The organism is Paracoccus tibetensis, assembly GCF_900102505.1.
Lineage (GTDB): Bacteria > Pseudomonadota > Alphaproteobacteria > Rhodobacterales > Rhodobacteraceae > Paracoccus > Paracoccus tibetensis.
This window is the reverse complement of sequence record NZ_FMVT01000004.1, coordinates 154,627-176,237: the sequence shown is the minus strand read 5'-3', so window position 1 is coordinate 176,237 and position 21,611 is coordinate 154,627. Positions and strand designations below refer to the sequence as shown.

General features: G+C 71.8%; 17 protein-coding genes. 4 read left to right on the top strand and 13 right to left on the bottom strand.

Annotation, left to right across the window (positions count from 1 at the left end):
- Positions 1-56: 56 nt before the first annotated feature.
- Positions 57-3,236: a hypothetical protein gene (locus BLP73_RS07070; protein ID WP_090741777.1), complete on the bottom strand. Its 3,180-nt coding sequence runs from the start codon at positions 3,234-3,236 to the stop codon at positions 57-59.
- A gap of 198 nt (positions 3,237-3,434) precedes the next feature.
- Between BLP73_RS07070 and BLP73_RS07060 the strand changes: the two genes are divergently transcribed.
- Complete coding sequence (locus BLP73_RS07060; RefSeq protein WP_090741772.1) at positions 3,435-4,346, top strand: SIMPL domain-containing protein; 912 nt, start codon at positions 3,435-3,437, stop codon at positions 4,344-4,346.
- A gap of 89 nt (positions 4,347-4,435) precedes the next feature.
- On the opposite strand, the gene BLP73_RS07055 is transcribed toward BLP73_RS07060, so the two are convergent.
- Entirely contained in the window at positions 4,436-5,722 is a 1,287-nt protein-coding gene (locus BLP73_RS07055) for an O-acetylhomoserine aminocarboxypropyltransferase/cysteine synthase family protein (RefSeq protein ID WP_090741770.1), read from the bottom strand.
- A 283-nt stretch (positions 5,723-6,005) separates the two neighbouring features.
- Here BLP73_RS07055 and dksA point away from each other — a divergent pair, with 283 nt between their 5' ends.
- Both dksA and BLP73_RS07045 read left to right on the top strand, forming a co-directional pair.
- Positions 6,006-6,428 (top strand): RNA polymerase-binding protein DksA, encoded by a 423-nt coding sequence (gene dksA / locus BLP73_RS07050; RefSeq protein WP_090741768.1) that lies wholly within the window; start codon positions 6,006-6,008, stop codon positions 6,426-6,428.
- Positions 6,429-6,459: 31 nt separating this feature from the next.
- Positions 6,460-7,587, top strand: coding sequence for an FAD-dependent oxidoreductase (locus BLP73_RS07045; protein ID WP_090741766.1), 1,128 nt, complete (start codon positions 6,460-6,462; stop codon positions 7,585-7,587).
- Positions 7,588-7,653: 66 nt separating this feature from the next.
- Here the strand turns inward: BLP73_RS07045 and glmM are convergent, their stop codons facing one another.
- The 7 genes from glmM to BLP73_RS07010 form a co-directional block, all read right to left on the bottom strand.
- Positions 7,654-8,997 (bottom strand): phosphoglucosamine mutase, encoded by a 1,344-nt coding sequence (gene glmM, locus BLP73_RS07040; RefSeq protein WP_090741764.1) that lies wholly within the window; start codon positions 8,995-8,997, stop codon positions 7,654-7,656.
- On the bottom strand, positions 8,994-9,983 hold the full coding sequence (gene folP, locus BLP73_RS07035; protein WP_090741761.1) for a dihydropteroate synthase: 990 nt from the start codon (positions 9,981-9,983) through the stop codon (positions 8,994-8,996). The genes glmM and folP overlap by 4 nt, the downstream gene beginning before the upstream one ends.
- The gene (locus tag BLP73_RS07030) at positions 9,980-10,777 is read right to left on the bottom strand and encodes a dihydroneopterin aldolase (protein WP_090741759.1); all 798 of its coding nucleotides are present in this window, start codon (positions 10,775-10,777) and stop codon (positions 9,980-9,982) included. The genes folP and BLP73_RS07030 overlap by 4 nt, the downstream gene beginning before the upstream one ends.
- A 61-nt stretch (positions 10,778-10,838) precedes the next feature.
- Entirely contained in the window at positions 10,839-11,489 is a 651-nt protein-coding gene (locus BLP73_RS07025) for a cell wall hydrolase (protein WP_090741757.1), read from the bottom strand.
- 270 nt (positions 11,490-11,759) lie between these two features.
- Positions 11,760-14,315, bottom strand: coding sequence for a putative PEP-binding protein (locus tag BLP73_RS07020; RefSeq protein ID WP_090741754.1), 2,556 nt, complete (start codon positions 14,313-14,315; stop codon positions 11,760-11,762).
- Positions 14,316-14,393: 78 nt separating this feature from the next.
- Positions 14,394-14,999 (bottom strand): peptidylprolyl isomerase, encoded by a 606-nt coding sequence (locus BLP73_RS07015; protein ID WP_090741753.1) that lies wholly within the window; start codon positions 14,997-14,999, stop codon positions 14,394-14,396.
- Entirely contained in the window at positions 14,992-15,498 is a 507-nt protein-coding gene (locus tag BLP73_RS07010) for a peptidylprolyl isomerase (protein WP_090741751.1), read from the bottom strand. The genes BLP73_RS07015 and BLP73_RS07010 overlap by 8 nt, the downstream gene beginning before the upstream one ends.
- A gap of 180 nt (positions 15,499-15,678) precedes the next feature.
- On the opposite strand from BLP73_RS07010, the gene BLP73_RS07005 reads away from it, so the two are divergent.
- Positions 15,679-16,881 (top strand): phosphoglycerate kinase, encoded by a 1,203-nt coding sequence (locus tag BLP73_RS07005; RefSeq protein ID WP_090741749.1) that lies wholly within the window; start codon positions 15,679-15,681, stop codon positions 16,879-16,881.
- 52 nt (positions 16,882-16,933) lie between these two features.
- On the opposite strand, the gene BLP73_RS07000 is transcribed toward BLP73_RS07005, so the two are convergent.
- From BLP73_RS07000 to BLP73_RS06985, 4 genes are all read right to left on the bottom strand, one after another.
- Positions 16,934-17,656, bottom strand: coding sequence for a hypothetical protein (locus tag BLP73_RS07000; RefSeq protein WP_090741747.1), 723 nt, complete (start codon positions 17,654-17,656; stop codon positions 16,934-16,936).
- A 194-nt stretch (positions 17,657-17,850) separates the two neighbouring features.
- Positions 17,851-19,140, bottom strand: a complete 1,290-nt coding sequence (locus BLP73_RS06995) for a homoserine dehydrogenase (protein ID WP_090741744.1) — start codon at positions 19,138-19,140, stop codon at positions 17,851-17,853.
- Between the two features lie 91 nt (positions 19,141-19,231).
- Positions 19,232-19,747 carry a hypothetical protein gene (locus tag BLP73_RS06990; RefSeq protein WP_090741743.1) on the bottom strand — a complete coding sequence of 172 codons (516 nt, stop codon included), beginning with the start codon at positions 19,745-19,747 and terminating at the stop codon, positions 19,232-19,234.
- A 22-nt stretch (positions 19,748-19,769) separates the two neighbouring features.
- Complete coding sequence (locus BLP73_RS06985) at positions 19,770-21,587, bottom strand: M3 family oligoendopeptidase (RefSeq protein WP_245686578.1); 1,818 nt, start codon at positions 21,585-21,587, stop codon at positions 19,770-19,772.
- Positions 21,588-21,611 lie beyond the last annotated feature (24 nt).

Here is a 21,611-nt window from a genome sequence, read left to right as displayed (position 1 = left end):
CCAGGATGCTTGGGCGTCAAGGACGAGAGGCTGCCGAAGGCAGGCGCTGGCCGGGGCTACTGGCCGTTCAGGACGCCCAGAGCCTGCACCTGGCCGCCGCGGTTGTAGAGGATTCGGCTGTCGCGGATCTCGGTGATGGTGCCGCCGTTGATGCGGTCCCCGAGGCGCAGCGTCAGGACGCGGCCGTTCGACAGGCGCACCAGCGCCCGGCTGGCCTGGCCCGCGCCGATCGTGCCGATGATCTGCGTGCTGTTCAGGCGGATGCCCTGGCTGACGGTCGCCGTGGCGGCAGCATTGCCGATGGCGCCTTGCGGGATGGCGGCGACCACGTCGGGCTCGTTGTCGATCTCCTGCGGCTTGTACTGCTGGTTGCGGGCGGCGGCCTGACGGGCCTCGGCCTCGGCCTGGGCGCGGGCGCGGGCCTCGGCCTGAGCGCGGGCCTGCGCCTCGGCACGGGCGTCGGCGGCGGCCTGGGCGCGGGCGCGGGCTTCGGCCTGGGCCTGCAATTCGGCGTCCTGCCGGCGCTGCTCGGCCATCGCGGATTCGGCCGCCTGCGCCTCGGCCGCCGCGCGCAGGTCGGCGGCAGAGGGCGCGGTGGCGGCGGCGGCGGCGATCGGCGCGGCGGCAACAGGCGCGGCGGCCATCATCGTGTTGGCGCTGAGGCTGGCAAGGCCCGCGGCGGCGGCGGTGGCGGCGGCGCCCGAGCGGCGCGGCGGCAGGGAGGAGGAGCTGAGCGCCGTCAGCGGCACGGCGCCGGGCGTGGCGGGGCTGCCCGCCACGGCGGCCGCGATGGCCGCCTCGACCGCGGCGGGCGAGGTCGCGGGTGCGCCTGACGCCCCGCGGCCCGAGATGCTGGCAGGCTTGGCGACGGGCCGGCCCGAGCGGCTGATCGCGCTGGCTGGCGAAGGAGCGGGCGCCGGCGCGGCGGCCGGGGCGGCCGGCGCGATGACCGCGGCCGCCGTCGAGGCGCTGGCGCGGGGCTCGGGCCGATCCGCGCTGACCGCGGCTCCGGTCACGGCGGCTTGCGAGGGCGCGCGGACGGCGACGGGCTTGCGGGTCGGGCGGGCGTCTGCAAGCTGGAAGACGAGCCCGCGTTCGGCCTCGGACAGGCCAGCCGCGCCAAGCTCGGCCGTGCGCAGGTCGCGCAGCTGCGCCATCATGAGCGCACGCTCGTCAGAGTTCAGCGGCCGGGCGGCCGTCTCCTCGCGGCGGCTGCCCTCCTCCAGAAGCGACAGGTTGGCAGGGCGTGCCGGCGGGCGCTGGCCGAGCGGCGCGGCGGGTGCCGGTTGAGGCGCCTCGGCCTGCGGGGCGGCCGGGCGGGCGGCGGGGGCCGGCGCGGGCGCCGGAGCCGCGGCCGCAGCCGGAGCGGCTGCCGGGGCAGGCGCAGGCGCCGTGGTGCTGGCGGCAGCGGGGCGGGCGGCGGGACGCGCCGGCGGACGCGCGGCCGTTACCGGGCTGCCGGTGCCGGGGCCGGCACGGCCATAGGGCGCAGGTGCGGCCGGGACGGCAGGCTGGGCATCCGGGCCGGCCGGAGCGGTGGCGGGCGTCGGGTTCGCCCGGGGCGGGCGGGCGGAGCTGGCCAGGCGGCCTGCTTGCGTGGCGGCGCTCTCTGACGCGCGCGGCGCCGGCGGCGGAGCCGTGGCGGGCGTGGCGGCCGGGGCGGTGTCCGCGGTGGATGCGGCCGTTGTCGGGGATGCGGGCCGGGGCGCGGCCGGCGGGGCTGCGCTTGTCGGCGCGGCTGCTGCAGGCGGGGTGGGGGCAGGCGGCACGAGGCCCGCGACGGTCGTGGCGGCGGCCTGGGCCTCAGCCGGATCGGCCGTCGCGGCCGCAGGGGTCGGGGCGGCTTGGCCAAGCGCCTCGGCCAGGGCGCGGGTCAGCGCGTCCTGATCGGTCGGGGCTGCGGGTGCGGCCTCGGCTGCCGCCTCATTGGCCGGGGCGGGCGCGGTCTCGGCCACGGCGGCCGGAGCGGACGGTGCCGGAGCGGACGGTGCCGGTTCGGCCGGCGCCACGGGCGCGGTGGCCGTGGCCTCGGGCGCAGGCGTCGGTGCGGGCAGCGGTGCGGCAACCGGAGCCGCGCTTTCTGGCGCGGCCTCGGTCACGGCCTGCGCCGAAGCGGGCTCCGCGGTCGGGGCGGCCTCCGTGACCTCGGTCGCGGACGCCTCGGCTTCGGGCGCCGGCGCGGGGATCGGCAGCGTCTCGGGGACGGCCTCGGCCACGGGCGGGGTGTTGGGCGCCTGGCGCCCGAAGATCAGCAGCGCCACGACGAGGGCCAGCGCCAGCGCGCCCACCATCACCGGAAGCCGCGCCGGATCGAGGCTGCGGATGCGGCCGAGCACGCCCGAGGGCGCATCGACGGGCGGCGGCGGGGCGCGGCGCGCGCGGGCCTCGGCGGCGCGCGTCAGAACGGCCTCGGCGCGCGGAGAGAGCCGGCGGGTCGCCACCGGGCTGCCGACCTGGCCGTGGCGGATGACGGGCGAGCCGGTCCGCGCAGCGCCGTCCTCTGCCGCGTCCTCTGCCAGCGGTGCGGATGCCGCCTCGGCTGCGGCCTCGGGCGCGCCAACGGGCCGCGCGGGCGCGGCGGCGGCGGGAACGGGGGCGACATGCGGGGTGATGCGCGAGATGACCAGGGCCGGCGCGGCCGACGGGGCAGGGTCGTCCTGCAGGTCGATGACAGGTGCGGTCACGCGCACCTCGCCAAGGTCCGGCTCGCTGAAGGGGCGGCGGTCGAACTGTTCCTGCACGAGGCCCGAGGGGCCGAAATCGGGCTGGCCGTCGAAGCGGTCGTCGTCCGGGCGGGCCTGGAAGCCCGAGGGGCGGAAGCCTTGGGCGCGGGCGAATTCCTCGGCCTCGACCAGCGTGCGGCGGGCGACGGCGGCGACGCGCAGCGTCTCGATGTCGCCATTGGCCGACGGACACCAGTCGAAGGCCAGATCCGCCGCGGCATAGGGCGTCAACCCCTCGAGCGCACGGGCGATGGTGGCCGCCGTGTCCGAGCCGAAGGGCACCGTCAGCGTGGTGTAGAGGATCTGGTCGTCCGGGATCACCAGGATCGTGTCCAGATCGCCCGACTGCCCGCCGGCCTGGTCGCGCAGGCCGTTCAGGACGAAGGCCAGGTCGCCCTCGGCGAAGCGCGCCTGGCCGAGCGGTCGCCACCGCCGCCCCTCGCGTCGTTCCAGCAACACGGCATCCTGCGTGAAGCTCATGGCAAATTCAGGACCGGCGGCATGTTGGTTCATGGTTCTGCTTCGCTGCTCGATTTGCATCATGCTTCTGCGGCACGACGTCGTTGACCTCACCCACCACTACCGCAAATTGTGCTTCCGGGAAAGCAGAACTGGCGCATCTGTGAAGGACTTGGGCGCTCTTGCCCCTATCTTCTGCATCATCTGCAAGGCACTCTTTTCGCATGGTGATCTGACCTGAAAGGAACCCCCATGTTCGCGACCCTAATTTCGCCGCGCCTCGTGCGGCTTGGCGCGGTCTCTGCGCTGGCCCTCGGCCTCGCCGCGCCTGCCGTGATGGCGCAGGAGAGCTGCGGCCCGATGCACGGCCCCTCGCGCCTGACGGTCACGGGCGAGGGCCAATCGCGCGTCGCGCCCGATCTTGCGACCGTGCAGCTGGGCGTGACGACGCAGGCGGAAAGCGCCTCCGAGGCGATGCGGCAGAACGCCGAGCAGCAGAGCGCAGTCATCGCCGCCCTGCGCGAGTCCGGTCTTTCGGAGGCCGACATCCAGACCTCGGGGCTGAACCTGAACCCGCTGATGCGCTACGGCGACGGCGTGGCGCCCGAGGTGACCGGCTACCAGGCGAGCAACCTGGTGACGGTGCGCGTGGCCGAGATGGAGCGCCTCGGCGAGGTGCTGGACGCGATCGTGGCGGCGGGCGCGAACGATATCCAGGGCATCCAGTTCACCCGCGAGGACGGCGCCGACACGCTGGACGAGGCGCGGCGCGAGGCGGTCGAGGACGCGCGGCGCAAGGCCGAGGTCATGGCCGAGGCGGCGGGCGTCACGCTTGGCCCGATCATGGTGCTGCGCGACGTGCCGCAGAACGGCGGGATGCCGCGGCCGATGATGCGAATGGAGGCGGCGATGGCGGACGCCTCGGTGCCGGTGCAGCCGGGCGAGATGTCGATGGCGGCGCTGGTCGAGATCGAGTTCGCGCTGACGGGCGAGGGTGCCTGCGCGCCGATGCCGATGCGCGGCCCGCGCGGCGGGGGGCACCATGGCGCGCCCGAGCTGCCGCCGGGCCATCCGCCGATCCCGGAGCCGCAGCCGGAACCCGCGCCGCAGCCCGAGCCGCAGCCGCCGGTCGACCTGCCCGAGCCGCAGGCGCCGGCGAACTGAGGATGCCGCGGCAGTCCGACGGACTGCCGCGCCGCCAAGGAGGCCGGGGACGCTGCCCCGGCCTCAGCTCAACGAAGGAAGTCTCGGCGTCAGCCTGCAGCCTTGGCCAGCGCCTGGTCGAGATCCGCGATGAGATCGTCCACGTCCTCGAGCCCGACCGACAGGCGCACCACCTCGGGGGCGGCCCCTGCCGCGCGCTGCTGCGCCTCGGTCAGCTGGCGGTGCGTGGTCGAGGCCGAGTGGATGACCAGCGAACGCGCATCGCCCAGATTGGCGACGTGGCTGAACAGCTTCAGCGCGTCGACCAGCTTCACCGCCGCCTCGTACCCGCCGCGGATCGCGAAGGTGAAAAGGGCGCCGGCGCCCTTGGGATAGAGCCGCTGCGCCGTCTGGTTCCAGGGCGAGCTGGCAAGGCCGGCATAGGTCACCGTCTCGACCCGCGGGTCCTTCTCCAGCCATTCGGCGACGCGCAGGGCGTTCGCCACGTGCCGCTCCATCCTGAGGCCGAGCGTCTCGATCCCCATCAGCGTGTAGTGGGCGCCCTGCGGGTTCATGGTCATCCCCAGATCGCGCAGCCCGATGGCAATGCCGTGGAAGGTGAAGGCGAGGTTGCCGAAGGTCTCGTGGAACTTCAGGCCGTGATACGCGGGCTCGGGCGCGGACAGGCTGGGAAACCTGTCCGAGGCGGACCAGTCGAAGCGGCCGCTGTCCACCACCACGCCGCCGGTGACCGTGCCGTTGCCGGTCATGTATTTCGTCAGGCTGTGCACGACCAGCGTGGCGCCCATCTCGATCGGGCGGCAGAGGAAGGGCGTCGCCAGCGTGTTGTCCACGATCAGCGGCAGCCCCGCCGCATCCGCGACGGCGGCGACGGCCGGGATGTCGGTCACGTAGCCGCCGGGATTGCTGATCGATTCGCAGAAGATCGCCCGTGTGTCCTCGTCGATGGCGGCGCGCAGCGCCTCGGGGTCGTCGAGATCCACGAATTTCGCCGACCAGCCGAAGCGGCGGATCGTCTGGCTGAACTGCGTCACCGTCCCGCCATAGAGCCGCGTCGAGGCGACGATGTTGCGCCCCGGCTCCATCAGCGGGAAGAGCGCGAGGATCTGCGCGGCATGGCCCGACGAGCAGCAGACGGCCCCGGCGCCGCCTTCCAGCGCGGCGATGCGGCTCTGCAGCGCGGCGACGGTGGGATTGGTCAGCCGCGAATAGATGTAGCCGACCTCCTGCAGATTGAAGAGCCGCGCGGCATGATCGGCGTCGCGGAAGGCATAGGCCGTGGTCTGGTAGATCGGCACCTGCCGCGCGCCCGTCGCCGGGTCCGGCGTGCTTCCCGCATGGATCGCCAGCGTGTCGAAGCCCTGTTCATCGCTCATGTCGCATCCTCCCTTTTGCGCCGCAGCCTAGCCGCGCCGGTCCCGCATCGGCAACGGGGAAAGCCCGCCTCCCGGAAGGCCCGGTGGCAGCGCGAGGCTGCTGCCGCGACGCCCCGTGCGAGGCGATCATTCCCTGCAACCCGGCGCTTTTCCACGGCCCCGCGGAAGCAGTTGCAGATAAGGCACCCACATCTGCGCGAGCCTAGTGACAAGCTGCGGATCATACTTTATGGGGGCGCCCAAGGTGCCGGATTTCTGACCGCCCGGCGCCGCCGGAGGACTTATGAAAGCCCAGACCTTCCTTCCCCAGGATTACCGCCCCGCCGAGGACGAGCCCTTCATGAACGAGCGTCAGCTCGAGTATTTCCGGCGGAAGCTCGAGGCCTGGAAGCAGGAGCTGCTCGACCAGTCGGCCGAGACGCTGGAGGGTCTGCAGGACAGCGCCCGCGCGGTTCCCGACCTCGCCGACCGCGCCAGCGAGGAAACCGACCGCGCCATCGAGCTGCGCACCCGCGACCGCCAGCGCAAGCTGGTCAGCAAGATCGACGCCGCGCTGCGCCGGATCGAGACGGGCGAATACGGCTATTGCGAGATGACGGGCGAGCCGATCAGCCTCAAGCGCCTCGACGCCCGCCCCATCGCCACCATGACGCTGGAGGCGCAGGAGCGCCACGAGCGCAAGGAGCGGGTCCACCGCGACGACTGACGGCCGCTTTCCGGCGGTGCGGGAGAAGCCGATGGCATCCGCCTTGCAGCAACGCCGCGCGACGGTGGTCGGCGCGGGGATCGGCGGGCTGGCCGCGGCCCTGGCGCTGGCCCGGCGCGGGGCCGAGGTCACCGTGCTGGAGCGCGCGCCCGAGCTGGCTGAGGTCGGCGCAGGGCTGCAACTCTCGCCGAACGGCATGCGCGTGATCGACGCGCTCGGGCTCGGATCCGCCGTCGAGGCCGTCTCCGTCCCCGGCGGCACCGTCCGGCTTCACGACCATAGTGGCCGCCCGGTGATCCGGCTCGATTTCACCCGCCGCCGTCCCGATGCCTCCTTCCGCCTCATCCACCGCGCCCGCCTTCTGGAGGTGCTGGCCGAGGCCGCCCGCGCCGCCGGGATCACCATCCGGCTCGGGGCGGATGTGGCCGAACCGCCCGCCGGCCCGCTGGTCATCGGCGCCGACGGTCTCCGCAGCCGCATCCGGCAGGCGCTGAACGGGCGCGAGGTGCCCTTCTTCACCGGCCACACGGCCTGGCGCGCGCTGATCCCCGACGACGGCGGGCGCAGCGGCGCCGAGGTCTTCATGGGCCCGGGCCGCCACCTCGTCAGCTACCCGCTTTCCGGCGGCCTGCGCAACATCGTCGCCATCGAGGAGCGGCGCGACTGGCAGGACGAGGGCTGGTCGCATCAAGGCGATCCGGCGGACCTCCGCGCTGCCTTCGCCGGGTTCGGCGGCCCGGTGCCGGGCTGGCTCGATGCGGTTGAGCGGACGCATCTCTGGGGCCTCTTCCGCCACGAGGTCGCCCCGATCTGGCAGGACGGCCGCCTCGCCCTCGTCGGCGACGCCGCCCACCCGACGCTGCCCTTCCTCGCCCAGGGCGCGGTCATGGCGCTGGAAGATGCCTGGACGCTCGCCGCCTGCCTCGACGCTGATCCCGACCAGCCCGCGGCTCTTGCACGCTACCAGTCGCTCCGTGCTCCGCGCGCCGCGCGCATCGTCGCGGCGGCCAACGGAAACGCCCGCAACTACCACCTCTCAGGGCTGAGGCGCCTCGCCGGCCACACTGCCCTGCGCCTCGCGAACCGCCTGACGCCGGACCTGATGCCAAGCCGCTTCGACTGGCTCTACGACCACGACCCGGTGGCAAGCGGCGCCTAGCGCTTCTTCGTTGACCAAAAACCCCGGGGGTCCGGGGGCAGAGCCCCCGGCCGTCGCGGGACGCCCTCAGGCCGCCGTTTCCACCGCCGCCACGATCTCGTCGACGACGTCGCGCAGCACCACCTCGTCCTCGGCCTCGGCCATGACGCGGATCAGCGGCTCGGTGCCTGACTTGCGGATCAGCACCCGGCCCGAGCCCGCCAGCCGCGCCTCGGCCGCCGCGATCACCCGCCGCACCGGCTCGGCCGACAGGGGATCGGCCCCCTCGGCGTAGCGCACGTTCTTCAGCAGCTGCGGCACCGGGTCGAACTGCGCGACCAGCGCGCTGGCCGTGTCGCCCGTCTCGACCATCGCGCCCAGCACCTGGATCGCCGCCATCAGCCCGTCGCCGGTGGTCGCGTAGTCGGTCATCACGATATGGCCCGACTGCTCGCCGCCGAGGTTGAAGCCGCCCTCGCGCATCCGTTCGACCACGTAGCGGTCGCCGACGCGCGTGCGCTCGAGCCGCAGCCCCTTGCCCGTCAGGAAATGCTCGAGCCCGAGGTTCGACATGACCGTCGCGACCAGCGCCCCGCCCGACAGGCGGCCCTGCGCGGCCCAACGCGCGGCCAGCAGCGCCATGATCTGGTCGCCGTCGGCCACCCGCCCGCGCTCGTCCACGATCACCACCCGGTCCGCGTCCCCGTCGAGCGAGATCCCCAGATCCGCCCCATGCTCGCGTACGGCCGCCGCGCAGGCCTCGGGGTGGGTGCTGCCGACGCCGGCATTGATGTTCGAGCCGTCCGGCTTCACGCCGAGCGGGATCACCGTCGCGCCCAGCTCCCACAGCACCTCGGGCGCGGCGCGGTAGGCGGCGCCGTTGGCGCAATCCACCACCACCTTCAGCCCGTCGAGCCGACGGCCGGCCGGGAAGGTGGTCTTGGCATATTCCATGTAGCGCCCGCGCCCGTCCTCGATCCGCTTGGCGCGGCCGATATTGCCGGGCTGCGCGAGGGCGATCTCGCCCGCGACGATGGCCTCGATCTCGGCCTCGGCCTCGTCGGACAGCTTGAAGCCGTCGGGGCCGAAGAACTTGATGCCGTTGTCCTCGGCCGGGTTGTGGCTGGCCGAGATCATGATCCCCAGATCCGCCCGCATCGAGCGCGTCAGGAACCCGACCGCCGGCGTCGGCACCGGCCCCAGCAGCAGCACGTTCATGCCCGTCGAAGTCAGCCCCGCCGTCAGCGCGTTCTCCAGCATGTAGCCCGACAGGCGCGTGTCCTTGCCGATCACCACGCGATGCGCCGACTGCCCGCCGCGGCGGAAGTAGCGGCCCGCCGCCGCGCCGAGGCGCAGCGCCATCTCGGCCGTCATCGGGTGGCTGTTCGCCCGGCCCCTGACGCCGTCCGTTCCGAAGAGTTTCCTGCTCATCCCTCTGCCTTCTCGTTCTTGGCGACCGCCTGCCACAGGCGCAGCGCCTGCACATGGGCGGCCACATCGTGGACGCGGTGGACCTGCACGCCCTGCATCACCGCCATCAGGCTCAGCGCCAGCGTCCCCGCGGCGCGGTCGGCCGGCGCAGGCGCGCCGCCGATGCTGCCGATGAAGCGCTTGCGCGAGACGCCCAGCAGGATCGCGCAGCCAAGGCCATGATACAGCGAAATGCGCCGGAGGATGGCCAGATTATGCGCCTCGGTCTTGCCGAAGCCGATGCCGGGGTCGATCACGATCCTCGCACGCGGGATGCCGGCCGCATCGGCCCGCCGAATGCGCGCCTCGAGCGCGTCATAGACGTCCAGCAGCACGTCGTCATAGCGCGGGTCGTCCTGCATCGTCGCCGGCAGGCCCTGCGCGTGCATCAGGCAGACCGGCACGCCCGCGGCGGCCACCAAGGCGGGCAGGGCGGGGTCGAAGTCGAAGCCCGAGACGTCGTTGACAAGGCCCGCGCCCGCCTCCAGCGCCGGGCCGGCAACGGCGGCCTTGCGCGTGTCCACCGACACCGGCAGCAGCGCGGCTCCGGCGCGGATGGCGGGCAGGATACGGTCCAGCTCTTCCGGCACAGGCACTTCCGCAGCGCCGGGCCGGGTGGATTCGCCGCCGATGTCGAGGATGTCGGCCCCCGCCGCGGCCAGCTGCCGGGCCTGGGCGGCGGGATCATAGGCGCCGCCGTCCGAGAAACTGTCGGGCGTCGCGTTGACGATCCCCATGATGCGCGGCGCGTCCAGCGAAAGTCCCATCAGGGGCGGGCGCGGGGCGGTGAGCGCGGCGATCACCTCGGGCGGCGCATCGGTGACGCGGCGCGGCGGCTCGCCCCGGCAGAGGCGCTCGAGTTCCGAAAAGCGGCTCCAGCCGCCGGCAAGCTGCCACCGCCCTCCTTCACCCGAGGGGATGGGGCGGTAATAGACCTGCGCGCTCATTCCGCCCCGGACGCGAGCCGGGCGACGGGCAGGCGCGTGCCGGCCGGCAGGTCGGGCATGGCGGCATCCGCGGGCAGCGCGAGGTCAAGGCCCGCGGCGCCGAGCCGTGCGCCCAGCCACAGCGCGAGTTCCAGGGGGCTGGTGCCGCCGTCCTCGGCCTCGGCCGCCAGCCGCGCCGGCGCCCAGACCACCGGCGTGGCCATGTGGATCGCAGCCTCCAGCTCGGTGCGGGTTGCGGCGACCTCCAGCGACAGCTCACCCGCCAGCGCCCAGGCCGACTGGTCCAGCGCCAGAAGCTGGATGCGGCGGCGGTTGGCGCCCGGCGGCAGGGGCAGGCCGGTCTCGGGCGGTACCACGACGACGCGGCCCTCGGGGCGCGGTGCGGCGGCGTTCCAGAGGAGCAGGCGCCAATTGGCCTGCACCCCCGTGGCCGGCATGCTGGCCCGGTCCCGCCGAAGCGAGACGCCGAGCGAGCCGGGGCCGCGGTCCAGCTTCTCGACCGTGACGGTGATGGCCGCGGCCTGGGGATGGGCAAGAACCTCGGCCACGATCCGCTCGGCCAGCGTCTCGACCAGGTCGTAGCGCTGCGCCGCCATGGCGGTGTCCACCGCCTGGACCAGCACGTCGTAGGAGAGGATGCGGTCCACCTCGTCCCCCGCGCCCGTCACCGGATCGCGCAGCTCGACGTCGAGGTTGAAGCGCAGACGCTGCTCGCGCCCGCGCTCGGACTGGAAGGCGCCGATTTCGGCCGAGAGGACATGGTCGCGAAGGAAGATGCGGTCGGCTTGGGTCATGCCTGCCATTCAGCGCAATTCACGGGCCGCGACAACCCCCGCCGCGTGGCCGGGGCCGAACTTAGTTTGAGGCGACGCGCGTGCCGGGGCGGTAGAAGATGTGCCGGCCGATCTGGACCGTGCGCTGGAAGCGATGCGACCAGGAGGGGCGGACGGCGGGCGTGTGGAAATAGGTGGCGCCGCCGGTCAGGTTGCGCGGGGCGCCAGACAGGGCGGCCTCGGCGATGGCGCGGGCGCGCATGATGGCGGACTTGTTGCGCATCGGCTTGGCGCCGCCGATGGTGTAGCTGAACTGGCTGGGCTGGTTGATGACGCCGCAGACCGACGAAGGGAACTGGCGGCTGTCGACGCGGTTCAGGATGACCTCGGCCACGGCCTGCTGGCCCTGCGTGCCCTCGCCGCGCGCCTCGTGATAAAGCGCCTCGGCCATGCAGGCCAGATCGGCTTCGGAATAGGGGCGGCTGGCGCTGGCCAGATGAAGTTGCTCGACGTCGATGTCGGGCTCGATTTCCACTTTCACAGGATCGCTGTTGGCATATAGAAGCGGCGACGTCTGCGGCACGTTCGTCGTCAGGGCGAGTGCCCCGAAAAGCCCCGCCTCGGACGAGAACAGCGAGCCGTTACCCCCGGCGGAGGCGCTGGTCGTGATGAGGGGCAGGGCGATGGCGGCACAAAGAAGACTGTGCGCCGCCCGGTGAAGCAGCGTGGGCATGGTTGGTCCTTCTTAGCGTCAAGCAGTTGACGGTTCATGAACATCGGACAGCCAGCACGAGCAGAGTGCCGGTCCGACGACCTCACGTTGCTTAGGATTGTCCGTGTTGCTCGCGCCATCCCACATCCGCGTGAGGGCGGGGAACGCGCCGCAAGGCGCCGTTTCGGGCAGAAGCCTGCCGCCCGGAAGTTGGTTAACTGGCAGGAACCGGCCGAGCTTCGCGTTTGACGGGTATGGGCGCCGTCCACTCGCCAGCCGTATTACGGCCCATCAAGGAAAAGAATCACCCCAGTCCATGTAGAGCCTGGCGCGGATCGCGGCCTGCGCCGCCGCCAGACGCGCCACGGGAACACGGAAGGGTGAGCACGAGACGTAGTCGAATCCGGCCTCGTGGCAGAAGGCGATGGACTCGGGATTGCCGCCATGCTCGCCACAGACCGAGATGGTGATCTCGGGCTGCTGCTGGCGCGCGCGCAGCGCCCCGGTCAGCAGCAGCTCGCCCACCCCCTCCTGGTCGAGGACGTGGAACGGGTCCTCGGGGAAGACGCCCTGGGCCACATAGGTGCCCATGAAGCGCCCCGCGTCATCGCGCGAGAGGCCATAGGTCATCTGAGTCAGGTCGTTCGTGCCGAAGGACAGAAAGGCGCTGTGCGAGGCGATCTCGCCGGCGCGCAGGGCGGCGCGCGGCGTCTCGACCATGACGCCGAGGCGATAGGCGAAGTCGGCATGGCGCTCGTTGCGGACGGCGGCGGCGACGGCGTCCACGCGGGTCTTGACCAGCTCGACTTCGCGCCGGGCGCTGACCAGCGGGATCATGATCTCGGGCACCACCGGGCTGCCGTGGCGGTTCGCCTCGATCGTGGCCTCGAAGATGGCGCGGGCCTGCATGTCGTAGATCTCGGGCATGGTGATGCCCAGCCTGACGCCGCGCATGCCCAGCATGGGATTGAACTCGGACAAGGCCTCGACGCGGCGGGTGACGTCCGACAGGGGCAGGTCCAGCGACTCGGCCAGCTCGCGCAGGCCGTCGCGGTCATGCGGCAGGAACTCGTGCAGCGGCGGATCGAAGAGGCGGATGGTCACCGGCAGCCCGGCCATGATCTCGAAGAGATGGGTGAAGTCCTGGCGCTGCATCGGCAGGATGCGCGCCAGCGCGCGGCGCCGGTCCTCGGGCGTGTCGGCGAAGATCATCTCGCGCATGGCGGGCAGGCGCTCGGCGTCGAAGAACATGTGCTCGGTCCGGCAGAGGCCGATGCCCTGCGCCTTGAAGCGCCGCGCGGTGATGGCGTCGTCGGGCGTGTCGGCATTGGCACGCACGGCGATCCCGCCGGCCTCGTCGGCCCAGTCCAAGAGCTGCGTGAAGGTGTCGTCCAGCGCGGGCGGCAGAAGCGCGGCTGCCCCGGCCAGAACCTCGCCCGAGCTGCCGTCGATGGTGATCTCGTCGCCCTCGGACAGCGTGCGCCCGCCTGCGATCAGCTGCCGGGCGCGGGCGTCGATGCGGATGCCGGAGGCGCCGACGATGCAGGGCCGGCCGAGGCCGCGGGCGATGACCGCCGCATGGCTGGTCGTGCCGCCACGCTCGGTCAGCACGCCGACGGCGGCATGCATGCCGCGGATGTCCTCGGGCACGGTCTCGCGGCGCACCAGGATCGAAGGCTCGCCCCGCGCATCGGCCGCCTGCGCGGCCGCGGCCGAGAAGACGATGCGCCCGGTCGCGGCGCCGGGGCTGGCGTTGATCCCGCGAGCCAGAAGGTCGCGCGGCGCCCGCGGATCGACCTGGTGGTGCAGAAGGTCGGCAAGGGCGCGCGGCTCGACCCGCATCAGCGCCTCTTGCGGCTGGATGATCCCGTCGCGCGCCAGGCTGACGGCGATGCGGACGCTCGCGCGGGCGCTGCGGGCGACGCGGGTGGCGTCGAGGACCGAGATCTGCCCGCCGGTCACCACGAACTCGATCTGCATCTCCTCGCGCAGCCGCTCGCGGGCGGCGATGCCGAAGCGCACGAGGTCGGCGAAGATCTCGGGCGCGACCTCCTCCAGCGAGGGGCCACGCTCGTCGCGGGTCAGATAAAGCGTCTCGGCCCCCGCCCCAACGGCGGCGCCGTGATGCTGGCCCCGGAAACGGCCGGTGACGCGGGGGGTGCCGGTGACCGGGTCGCTGAACTGGATCGTCCCCGAGCCGCAGAGGCCGGGGCCGAGCGCAAGCGCCATCTCCTGGACGACAAGGCCCAGGGGGGCTTCGGCCGGCGCGCCCTTTGCCTCGCGCAGGATGCGCGCGGTCGGTCCCTCCCAGGCCCGCGCCATCGAGCGCAGCACCTCGGAGAGCTGCATCGCCGGGTCCTGCGGGAAGGGCTCGTCCATCTCGGAGCGGTAGAGGGCCAGCGCATCGGGCAGCGCGCCGCTGCCCTCCTGCGCGAACATGTCGGGGTCGAGGCGGGCGATGTGGATCGCGTAGCTTTGCACGAAGGACAGGTAGATCGCGTCGGCATTCGCGCGGCCGATCTGATCGCTCAGCACGCGGTGCAGGCTGTCGTTGATGCCGACGTTCAGCACCGTGCCGGGACCGCCCCATTCCGGCATCATGGCCGAGGGGCGCACGCTGACAAGGCCGCTGCCGCCCTCGAAGATGCGCGACAGCTCCTCGAGCGGCAGCGGGCGGCCCGAGGCGATCTGCTGCACGGTCTCGCAGGAGATGGCGAAGCTGCGCGGGACCGGCAGGCCCATGCGGACCAGCCGTTGCAGGCATTTGCCGCGCCACCCGTGCCGCTCTCGGGCCACGGGGGCCGAGGGGGTGATGAGGGTGGTCTGGGTCAGGATGCGCGTGTCCATTCGCGCAGTGTAAAGATGCAGCCGCTCATGCTGCAAGTGCGAAAGGGGCCGGCCCGGCCGGCCCCCCGCGCCGTCAGGTCACTCTTCGGTTTCGGCGACCGTGACCGAGAGCATGTAGTCCGGCTCGCTGACCGCGCCATTGGCGGCCGGATCGCCCAGCTTGATGCTGTCCAGCACTTCCCAGCCTTCGACCAGTTGGCCGACGACCGTGTACTGCCCGTCGAGGAAGCCCGCCGGGGCCAGGTCGATGAAGAACTGGCTGTTGGCGCTGTTCGGATTGGCCGAGCGGGCCATGCCGACGGTGCCGCGCTCGAAGGGCAGGTCGCTGAACTCGGCCTCCAGATCGGGCAGGTCCGAGCCGCCCATGCCGGCCATCGCCGTGTCGCCGTCCTGGCGGCCGTGCTCCACATCGCCGGTCTGGGCCATGAAGCCCTCGATCACGCGGTGGAAGACGACGCCGTCATAGGCGCCGCTCTCGGCCAGCTCGGTCAGGCGGGCGACATGGTTCGGGGCGACCTCGGGGAAGAGGTCGAGGACCATCGTGCCCTTGGAATTGCCCTCGGCATCGGCGACCTCGATCACGAGGTTCGGCCCGGGGCCGTCCTCGACGGCGGGGTTCTCCTGCGCCAGGGCGACGCCGGCGGTCAGGGCGAGGGCGGCGAGGATCAGGGCGAGCTTATGCATCGGCGGCCACCTTCACGCTGATCATGCGGTCGGGCTGCGCGGGCGGCTCGCCGCGCATGATCTTGTCCACATGCTCCATCCCCTCGATCACGCGGCCATAGACGGTGTACTGGCCGTTCAGGAAATGGTTGTCTTTGAAGTTGATGAAGAACTGGCTGTTCGCGCTGTTGGGGTTCTGCGAGCGCGCGGCGCCGATCGTGCCGCGGTCGTGCGGCAGCTTCGAGAACTCGGCCGGCAGGTCCGGCAGGTCCGACCCGCCGGTGCCGGCGCGGCGGATGTCGAAGTCCTTCTCCATGTTTGCATGGGCGACGTCGCCGGTCTGGGCCATGAAGCCCTCGATCACGCGGTGGAAGGCGACGTTGTCATAGGCGCCGGCGCGGGCCAGCTCCTTCATGCGCGCGGCGTGCTTGGGCGCCACGTCCGCCAGCAGCTCGACAACGACGCGGCCGTCCTTCAGCTCGATGATGACGGTGTTCTCGGGGTCCTTGATCTCGGCCATGCGGCCCTCCTTTGCGGTCGTTCGGCCCCAGACTTAGGGGCTGGCGCGGCGGGCCGCAACGCGCGAAACCGTGACGCGCCCCGGCGCGGCGGGAAAGCGCAGGCTCACGCAGAGTTGACGCCGGACGCGCCATGCGGGACAAGCCATGCCAACGCCCCCAAGCCCCCGGAAGGACGCGACATGGCCAAGTTTCACACCATTGACGATCTGGAAATGGACGGAAAGGTCGTGCTGACCCGCGTCGATCTGAACGTGCCGGTCGAGAACGGGCAGGTCACCGACTCCACCCGGATCGAGAAGATCGTGCCGACGGTGCGCGCGATCCAGGCGCGGGGCGGCATCCCGGTGCTGCTCGCGCATTTCGACCGTCCCAAGGGCCAGCGGGTGGACAGCATGAGCTTGCGCCAGGTTGTCCCGGCGCTGGAGGCCGCGCTTGGCCAGCCGGTCACCTTCGCCGAGGACTGCATTGGCGGCACCGCCAAGCGGGCCGTGGCCGCGCTGAAGAAGGGCGATGTCGGCCTGCTGGAGAACACGCGCTTCCATGCCGGCGAGGAGGCCAATGACGCCACCTTCGCCGCCTCGCTGGCCGCGCTCGGCGGGGTCTTCGTGAACGACGCCTTTTCGGCCGCGCACCGCGCCCATGCCTCGACCGAGGGACTGGCGCGGCTTCTGAACGCCGGCGCGGGCCTTCTGATGGAGGCCGAGCTGAAAGCGCTGGACGCCGCGCTCGGCCATCCGCAACGCCCGGTGATGGCGGTGGTGGGCGGGGCCAAGGTCTCGACCAAGCTCGACCTGCTGACCAACCTCGTCGAGAAGGTGGACCACCTCGTCATCGGCGGCGGCATGGCCAACACCTTCCTGGTCGCGAAGGGCGTCGAGGTCGGCAAGTCGCTGGCCGAGCGCGACATGGCCGACACGGCGCGCGCGATCCTGGAGAAGGCCGAGGCGACCGGCTGCCGCATCCACCTGCCGGTGGACATCGTGGTGGCGCGCGAGTTCAAGGCCGGCGCCGAGAACGAGGTGCTGCCGGTGGCCGAGTGCCCCGAGGACGCGATGATCCTCGACGCGGGGCCGCAGACGGTCGAGGCGCTGCGCCAGGCGATGACCGCCTGCCGCACGCTGATCTGGAACGGCCCGCTCGGGGCCTTCGAGATCGAGCCCTTCGACCGCGCCACGAACGCCGCGGCGCAGGCGGCGGCCGAGCTGACGCGGGCGGGCTCGCTGGTGTCGGTGGCCGGCGGGGGCGACACGGTCGCGGCGCTGAACAAGGCCGGCGCCTCGGCGGATTTCACCTTCATCTCGACCGCTGGCGGCGCCTTCCTCGAATGGATGGAAGGCAAGGAGCTTCCGGGCGTCGCCGCACTGACCGCCAAGGTGCGCTGACGCGGATCCACCTGCGCCCCGCCGGAACGACAGGGCGCAGGTCAAGGCTGTCCTAGCGCAGCAGGCGGCCCAGCAGGCCGCCGCCGCTGCCCGAGGTCGTCGTGGTCGGCTGCGTCGTGGTTGGCTGCGTCGTCGTCGTCGAAGTCGTTCCGGTTGACGTGTTGGACGACGTGGCGGGTGCGGTCGTCGTGGACGTCGTCGGTGCCGCCGTCGGTTCAGCAGATGGCGCCGGGGCCGCTGCAGGTTGCGTGCCGGCCGTCGGAGCCGGGGTCGGCGCGGCTTCGGGAGCCGGTGCGGGCGCGGGCTCAGCCGGGACTGTCGCGACCGGCTCGGGCGTCGGCTCGGGTGCCGTGGCCGTGCTGGACGCATCCGAGGGTGCTGCCTGCGGCTGTTCCGGCTCGGCGGGCGGAGCCGCGGGTTCCGGCGCGCTCGCCTCGGGCTCGGCCTGCTGTGCTGCGGGTTCCTGGGTGGCGGGGGCGGCTTCCGGCGCAGCGGCCATCTGGGCCGGCGGCGCACTGGGGCGGGCCGTCTCGCGACCTGCGGTGGCCTCGTAATTCTGGATGCGCGCGAGCCACTGCTTGAACTCGAAGGGCAGGGTCGTCTTCTCGGGCTTCTGGACGATCTGCGCCTTCGGCAGCTCGGTCAGCGGACTGATCGAGGTGATCGGCCGCACGAAGACGCTGCGCTGGTCTGCGCCGATTTCGGTCTTGACCCCGACGGATGCCAGTTGAAGCAGGGGCATCTGGTAGTGCGCCAGGGTTGTGGTCATGAACATGGTTACCCCTTCCTTAAATTTACCTTTCCTTGATGCTATGTGAGAAAAGACAGCGCATTGCGAACGAATCTTGATGCGTATTTTAGGCATCGGCCGCGCGGATCGCGGCGTGCCAAGGCAACCCGTTGAACGGGCATCGGTCTTCTACTTAAGAGGGTCCGCGCGCCACCCTCGACGAGGGCGCGCGGTGCGGGTCAGACTTCCTCGATCCGCAGCTCGACCGGCTCGCTGACCAGAACGCCCGTGCGGGGCAGGGCCTCGATGGCGAAGTCGATCGCCTCGGGCGTCGTCTTGTGAGTCACCACAAGCACCGGCACGCTGTCCGGGCTGTGCTGGCCGTATTGCCGCATCCGGTCGATCGAGATCCCGGCATTGCCCAGCACCGTCGCGACCTTCGCCAGCGCCCCCGGCTTGTCCTGCAGCTCGAGGCGGATGTAATAGGCCGCCGGCACCGCGGTCCGCGCGTGCTGAGGCGCCAGCAGCGAGGCCGCGGGCTGGCCGAAGACCGGCAGGCGCACGCCGCGCGCGATCTCGACGATGTCGGACATCACCGCGCTTGCGGTCGGACCCTCGCCGGCCCCGGCGCCGCGCAGGACGATCTGGCCGACGCTGTCGCCCTCGATCACGACCATGTTCGTGCCGCCGACCAGCTGGCCGAGCGGGCTGTCCGCCGGCACGAGGCAGGGCGACATGCGCTGCTCCAGCCCCCGGGCGGTCATCTGCGCCACGCCCAGCAGCTTGATGCGGTAGCCCATGTCGCGGGCGCGGTGTATGTCGTCGATGCTGACGCGCTCGATCCCCTCCAGCTCGACCGCGTCGAAGCTGACCTGCGTGCCGAAGGCGATCGAGCTGAGGATCGCCAGCTTGTGGCCGGCGTCGATGCCGCCGACATCCAGCGTCGGGTCGGCTTCAAGATAGCCCAGCTGGCGCGCCTCCTCGAAGACCGCCTCGTAGGGCAGGCCGGCGCTTTCCATGCGGGTCAGGATGTAGTTGCAGGTGCCGTTCATCACGCCCATGACGCGGGTGATGCGGTTGCCGGCCAGGGACTCGGTCATCGCCTTGATCACGGGGATGCCACCCGCGACGGCGGCCTCGAAGCGGATCACCCGGCCGAGGCTTTCGGCCAGCGCCGCCAGTTCCTGCCCATGGACGGCCAGCAGCGCCTTGTTCGCAGTCACCACGTCCTTGCCGGCGCGCAGCGCGGCCTCGATGCTGTCCTTGGCGATGCCGTTGTCGCCGCCGATCAGCTCCAGGTAGACGTCCACGTCATCGGCGGTGGCAACGGCCATCGGGTCTTCGGCCCAACGATAGCCCGACAGGTCCGCGCTGCGGTTCTTCATCCGGTCGCGGGCCGAGATCGCGGTGATGGCGACGGGGCGGCCGGCGCGCTGCGCCAGCAGGTCGGCATGTTTCTGCACGATCTTGACGACACCGATCCCGACGGTGCCGAGCCCGGCGATGCCGAGGCGAAGGGGGGACGACATGACTTCCTCGCTTGCAGGATTTGCCGGGTGTTAGCGCGGCGCGCCGAACCTTGCAACGCGCGAAAGCCGCACCCGCGCCGATGAGGCCCGGCTAGTCGTCCTCATGCCCGGCCCACTGCCCGTCGATGCCGGTGGCGCGCATGATCGACACGACGCGGCGCGCCAGCCGCAGCGTCTCGGCCCGCACCGCGTGCAGGTCGGCGGGCGTCATGTCGTGCGGGTGCCGCTCGCCCCTGGTGTTGATGAAGGTCGGGTGCCAGTGGCCCGGCTGAGCCCCCGGCCGCCAGGAGGCGTGGCAGAGGAGGTTCCGCATGAGCCGTGTCGCGGCGAGATCGGCGGCGAGCTGCGCGTGATCCTCGACCCCGGCGCGCCGGGCGGCGGCCAGGAAGCTGTCGATCAGCGTGCCGAGCGTGTCGTCCGCGATCTCCTCCATCCGCCGCAGCCAGCGCTCCAGCGCGGCCTCGTCCGCCGGCTCGATGTCCTGCCGCGTGAGCGAGAAGATGGCGCGCTTCAGCGCCTCCTCGAGAAAGCCGAAGCTGGCGACGGCATGGCCGAGCGCCTCGGCCATCTCGCCGGGCAGGCGGTCGGGCGCGCGGGGCAGGGGCATCAGACGCCGCCCCGCGCAGCCATCAGTCCTCCAGCGCCTCGAGCTGGTCTATGAAGCCCTCGATCATCGACAGGCCCTTGTCCCAGAAGGCCGGATCCGACGCGTCCAGCCCGAAGGGCGCCAGCAACTCGCTATGGTGCTTGGACCCGCCCGCCTTCAGCAGCTCGAAATACTTGGCCTGGAAGTCCGGCAGCCCGTCCTCGTAGGCGGCGTAAAGCGCGTTCACCAGCCCGTCGCCGAAGGCATAGGCATAGACGTAGAAGGGCGAGTGCACGAAATGCGGCACATAGGTCCAGAAGGTCTCGTAGCCCGGCATGAACTCGAAGACCGGGCCGAGGCTTTCGTGCTGGACCGCCATCCAGAGGGCGTTGATGTCGTCCGGCGTCAGCTCGCCCTCGGCGCGGGCAGCATGCAGGCGGCATTCGAAGTCGTAGAAGGCGATCTGGCGGACGACCGTGTTGATCATGTCCTCGACCTTGCCGGCCAGCAGCGCCTTCTTCTGCGCCGGGTCGGTGGTCTTGGCCAGCAGCGTGCGGAAGGTCAGCATCTCGCCGAAGACCGAAGCCGTCTCGGCCAGCGTCAGCGGCGTCGAGGCCAGGATCTCGCCCTGCCCGGCGGCGAGGCGCTGGTGGACGCCGTGCCCCAGCTCGTGGGCCAGCGTCATCACGTCGCGCGGTTTGCCGAGGTAGTTCAAGAGGATATAGGGATGCGCCGTGGTCACCGTGGGATGGGCGAAGGCGCCGGGCGCCTTGCCGGGCTTCACAGCGGCGTCGATCCAGCCCTGGTCGAAGAAGGGCTGCGCCAGCTCGGCCAGCTTCGGAGAGAAGCCGGCATAGGCGTCCATGACCGTCGCCCGCGCCTCGGGCCAGTCGATGGTGCGGGGCGTCTCGGTCGGCAGGGGGGCGTTGCGGTCCCAGACCTGCAGCTTGTCGAGGCCGAGCCAGCGGGCCTTCAGCGCGTAGTAGCGATGCGACAGGCGCGGATAGGCAGCGGTGACGGCGTTGCGAAGGGCCTCGACCACCTCCGGCTCGACATGGTTCGACAGGTGCCGGCCGTGCTGGGGCGAGGGCATCTTGCGCCACTTGTCCTCGATCGCCTTTTCCTTCGCCAGCGTGTTGTGGATGCGTGAAAACAGGCCGACGTTCGCCCCGAAGACCTTCGCCAGCGCATGGGCGCCGGCCTCGCGCCGGCCGCGGTCGTGCTCGGTCAGCAGGTTCAGCGTCGCCTCGAGGCCCATCGTCTCGCCCGCGACGTCGAAGGTCAGCCCGGCCATCGTCTCGTCGAAAAGGCGGTTCCAGGCGGCGGCGCCGACGACCGAGTTGTCGTGGAGGAACTGCTCCAGCTCGTCCGAGAGCTGGTGCGGGCGCATCGCGCGCATCCGGTCGAAGGCGGGCTTGTAGCGGGCGGGGCCGTCCGCGGCGGTGAAGACCTGCTGATAGCGGTCCTCGGGGATGCGGTTGAACTCGAGCCCGAAGAAGACCAGCGGCGTCGTCAGGTCGGTGAGTTTCGCCTGAAGATCGCCCATCTGCTTGGCGCGGATCGGGTCGGTCGTGTTCTGGTAATAGCGCAGCGCGACATAGGACATGATGCGGCCGGCGAGGATGTCGATCCGTTCGTTTTCCTCGATGCAGGCCAGCATCTCGCCCGGCGTCAGCTCGGCCAGCTTGCCCTGATAGCGGGCGGCGAAGTCGGAGGCGCGGGCTCCCAGCTCGGCGATGTCGGCCTTCAGCTCGGGGCTGTCGGGGGCGGGGTAGAGATCGGTCAGGTCCCATTCCGGCAGCTCGCCGAATTCGCCCTGTCCCGCCACGCGCTCGGCCGCGTCAAACTGCATCATCGCCATCATTGGTCCTTTCCTAGCTTGCTG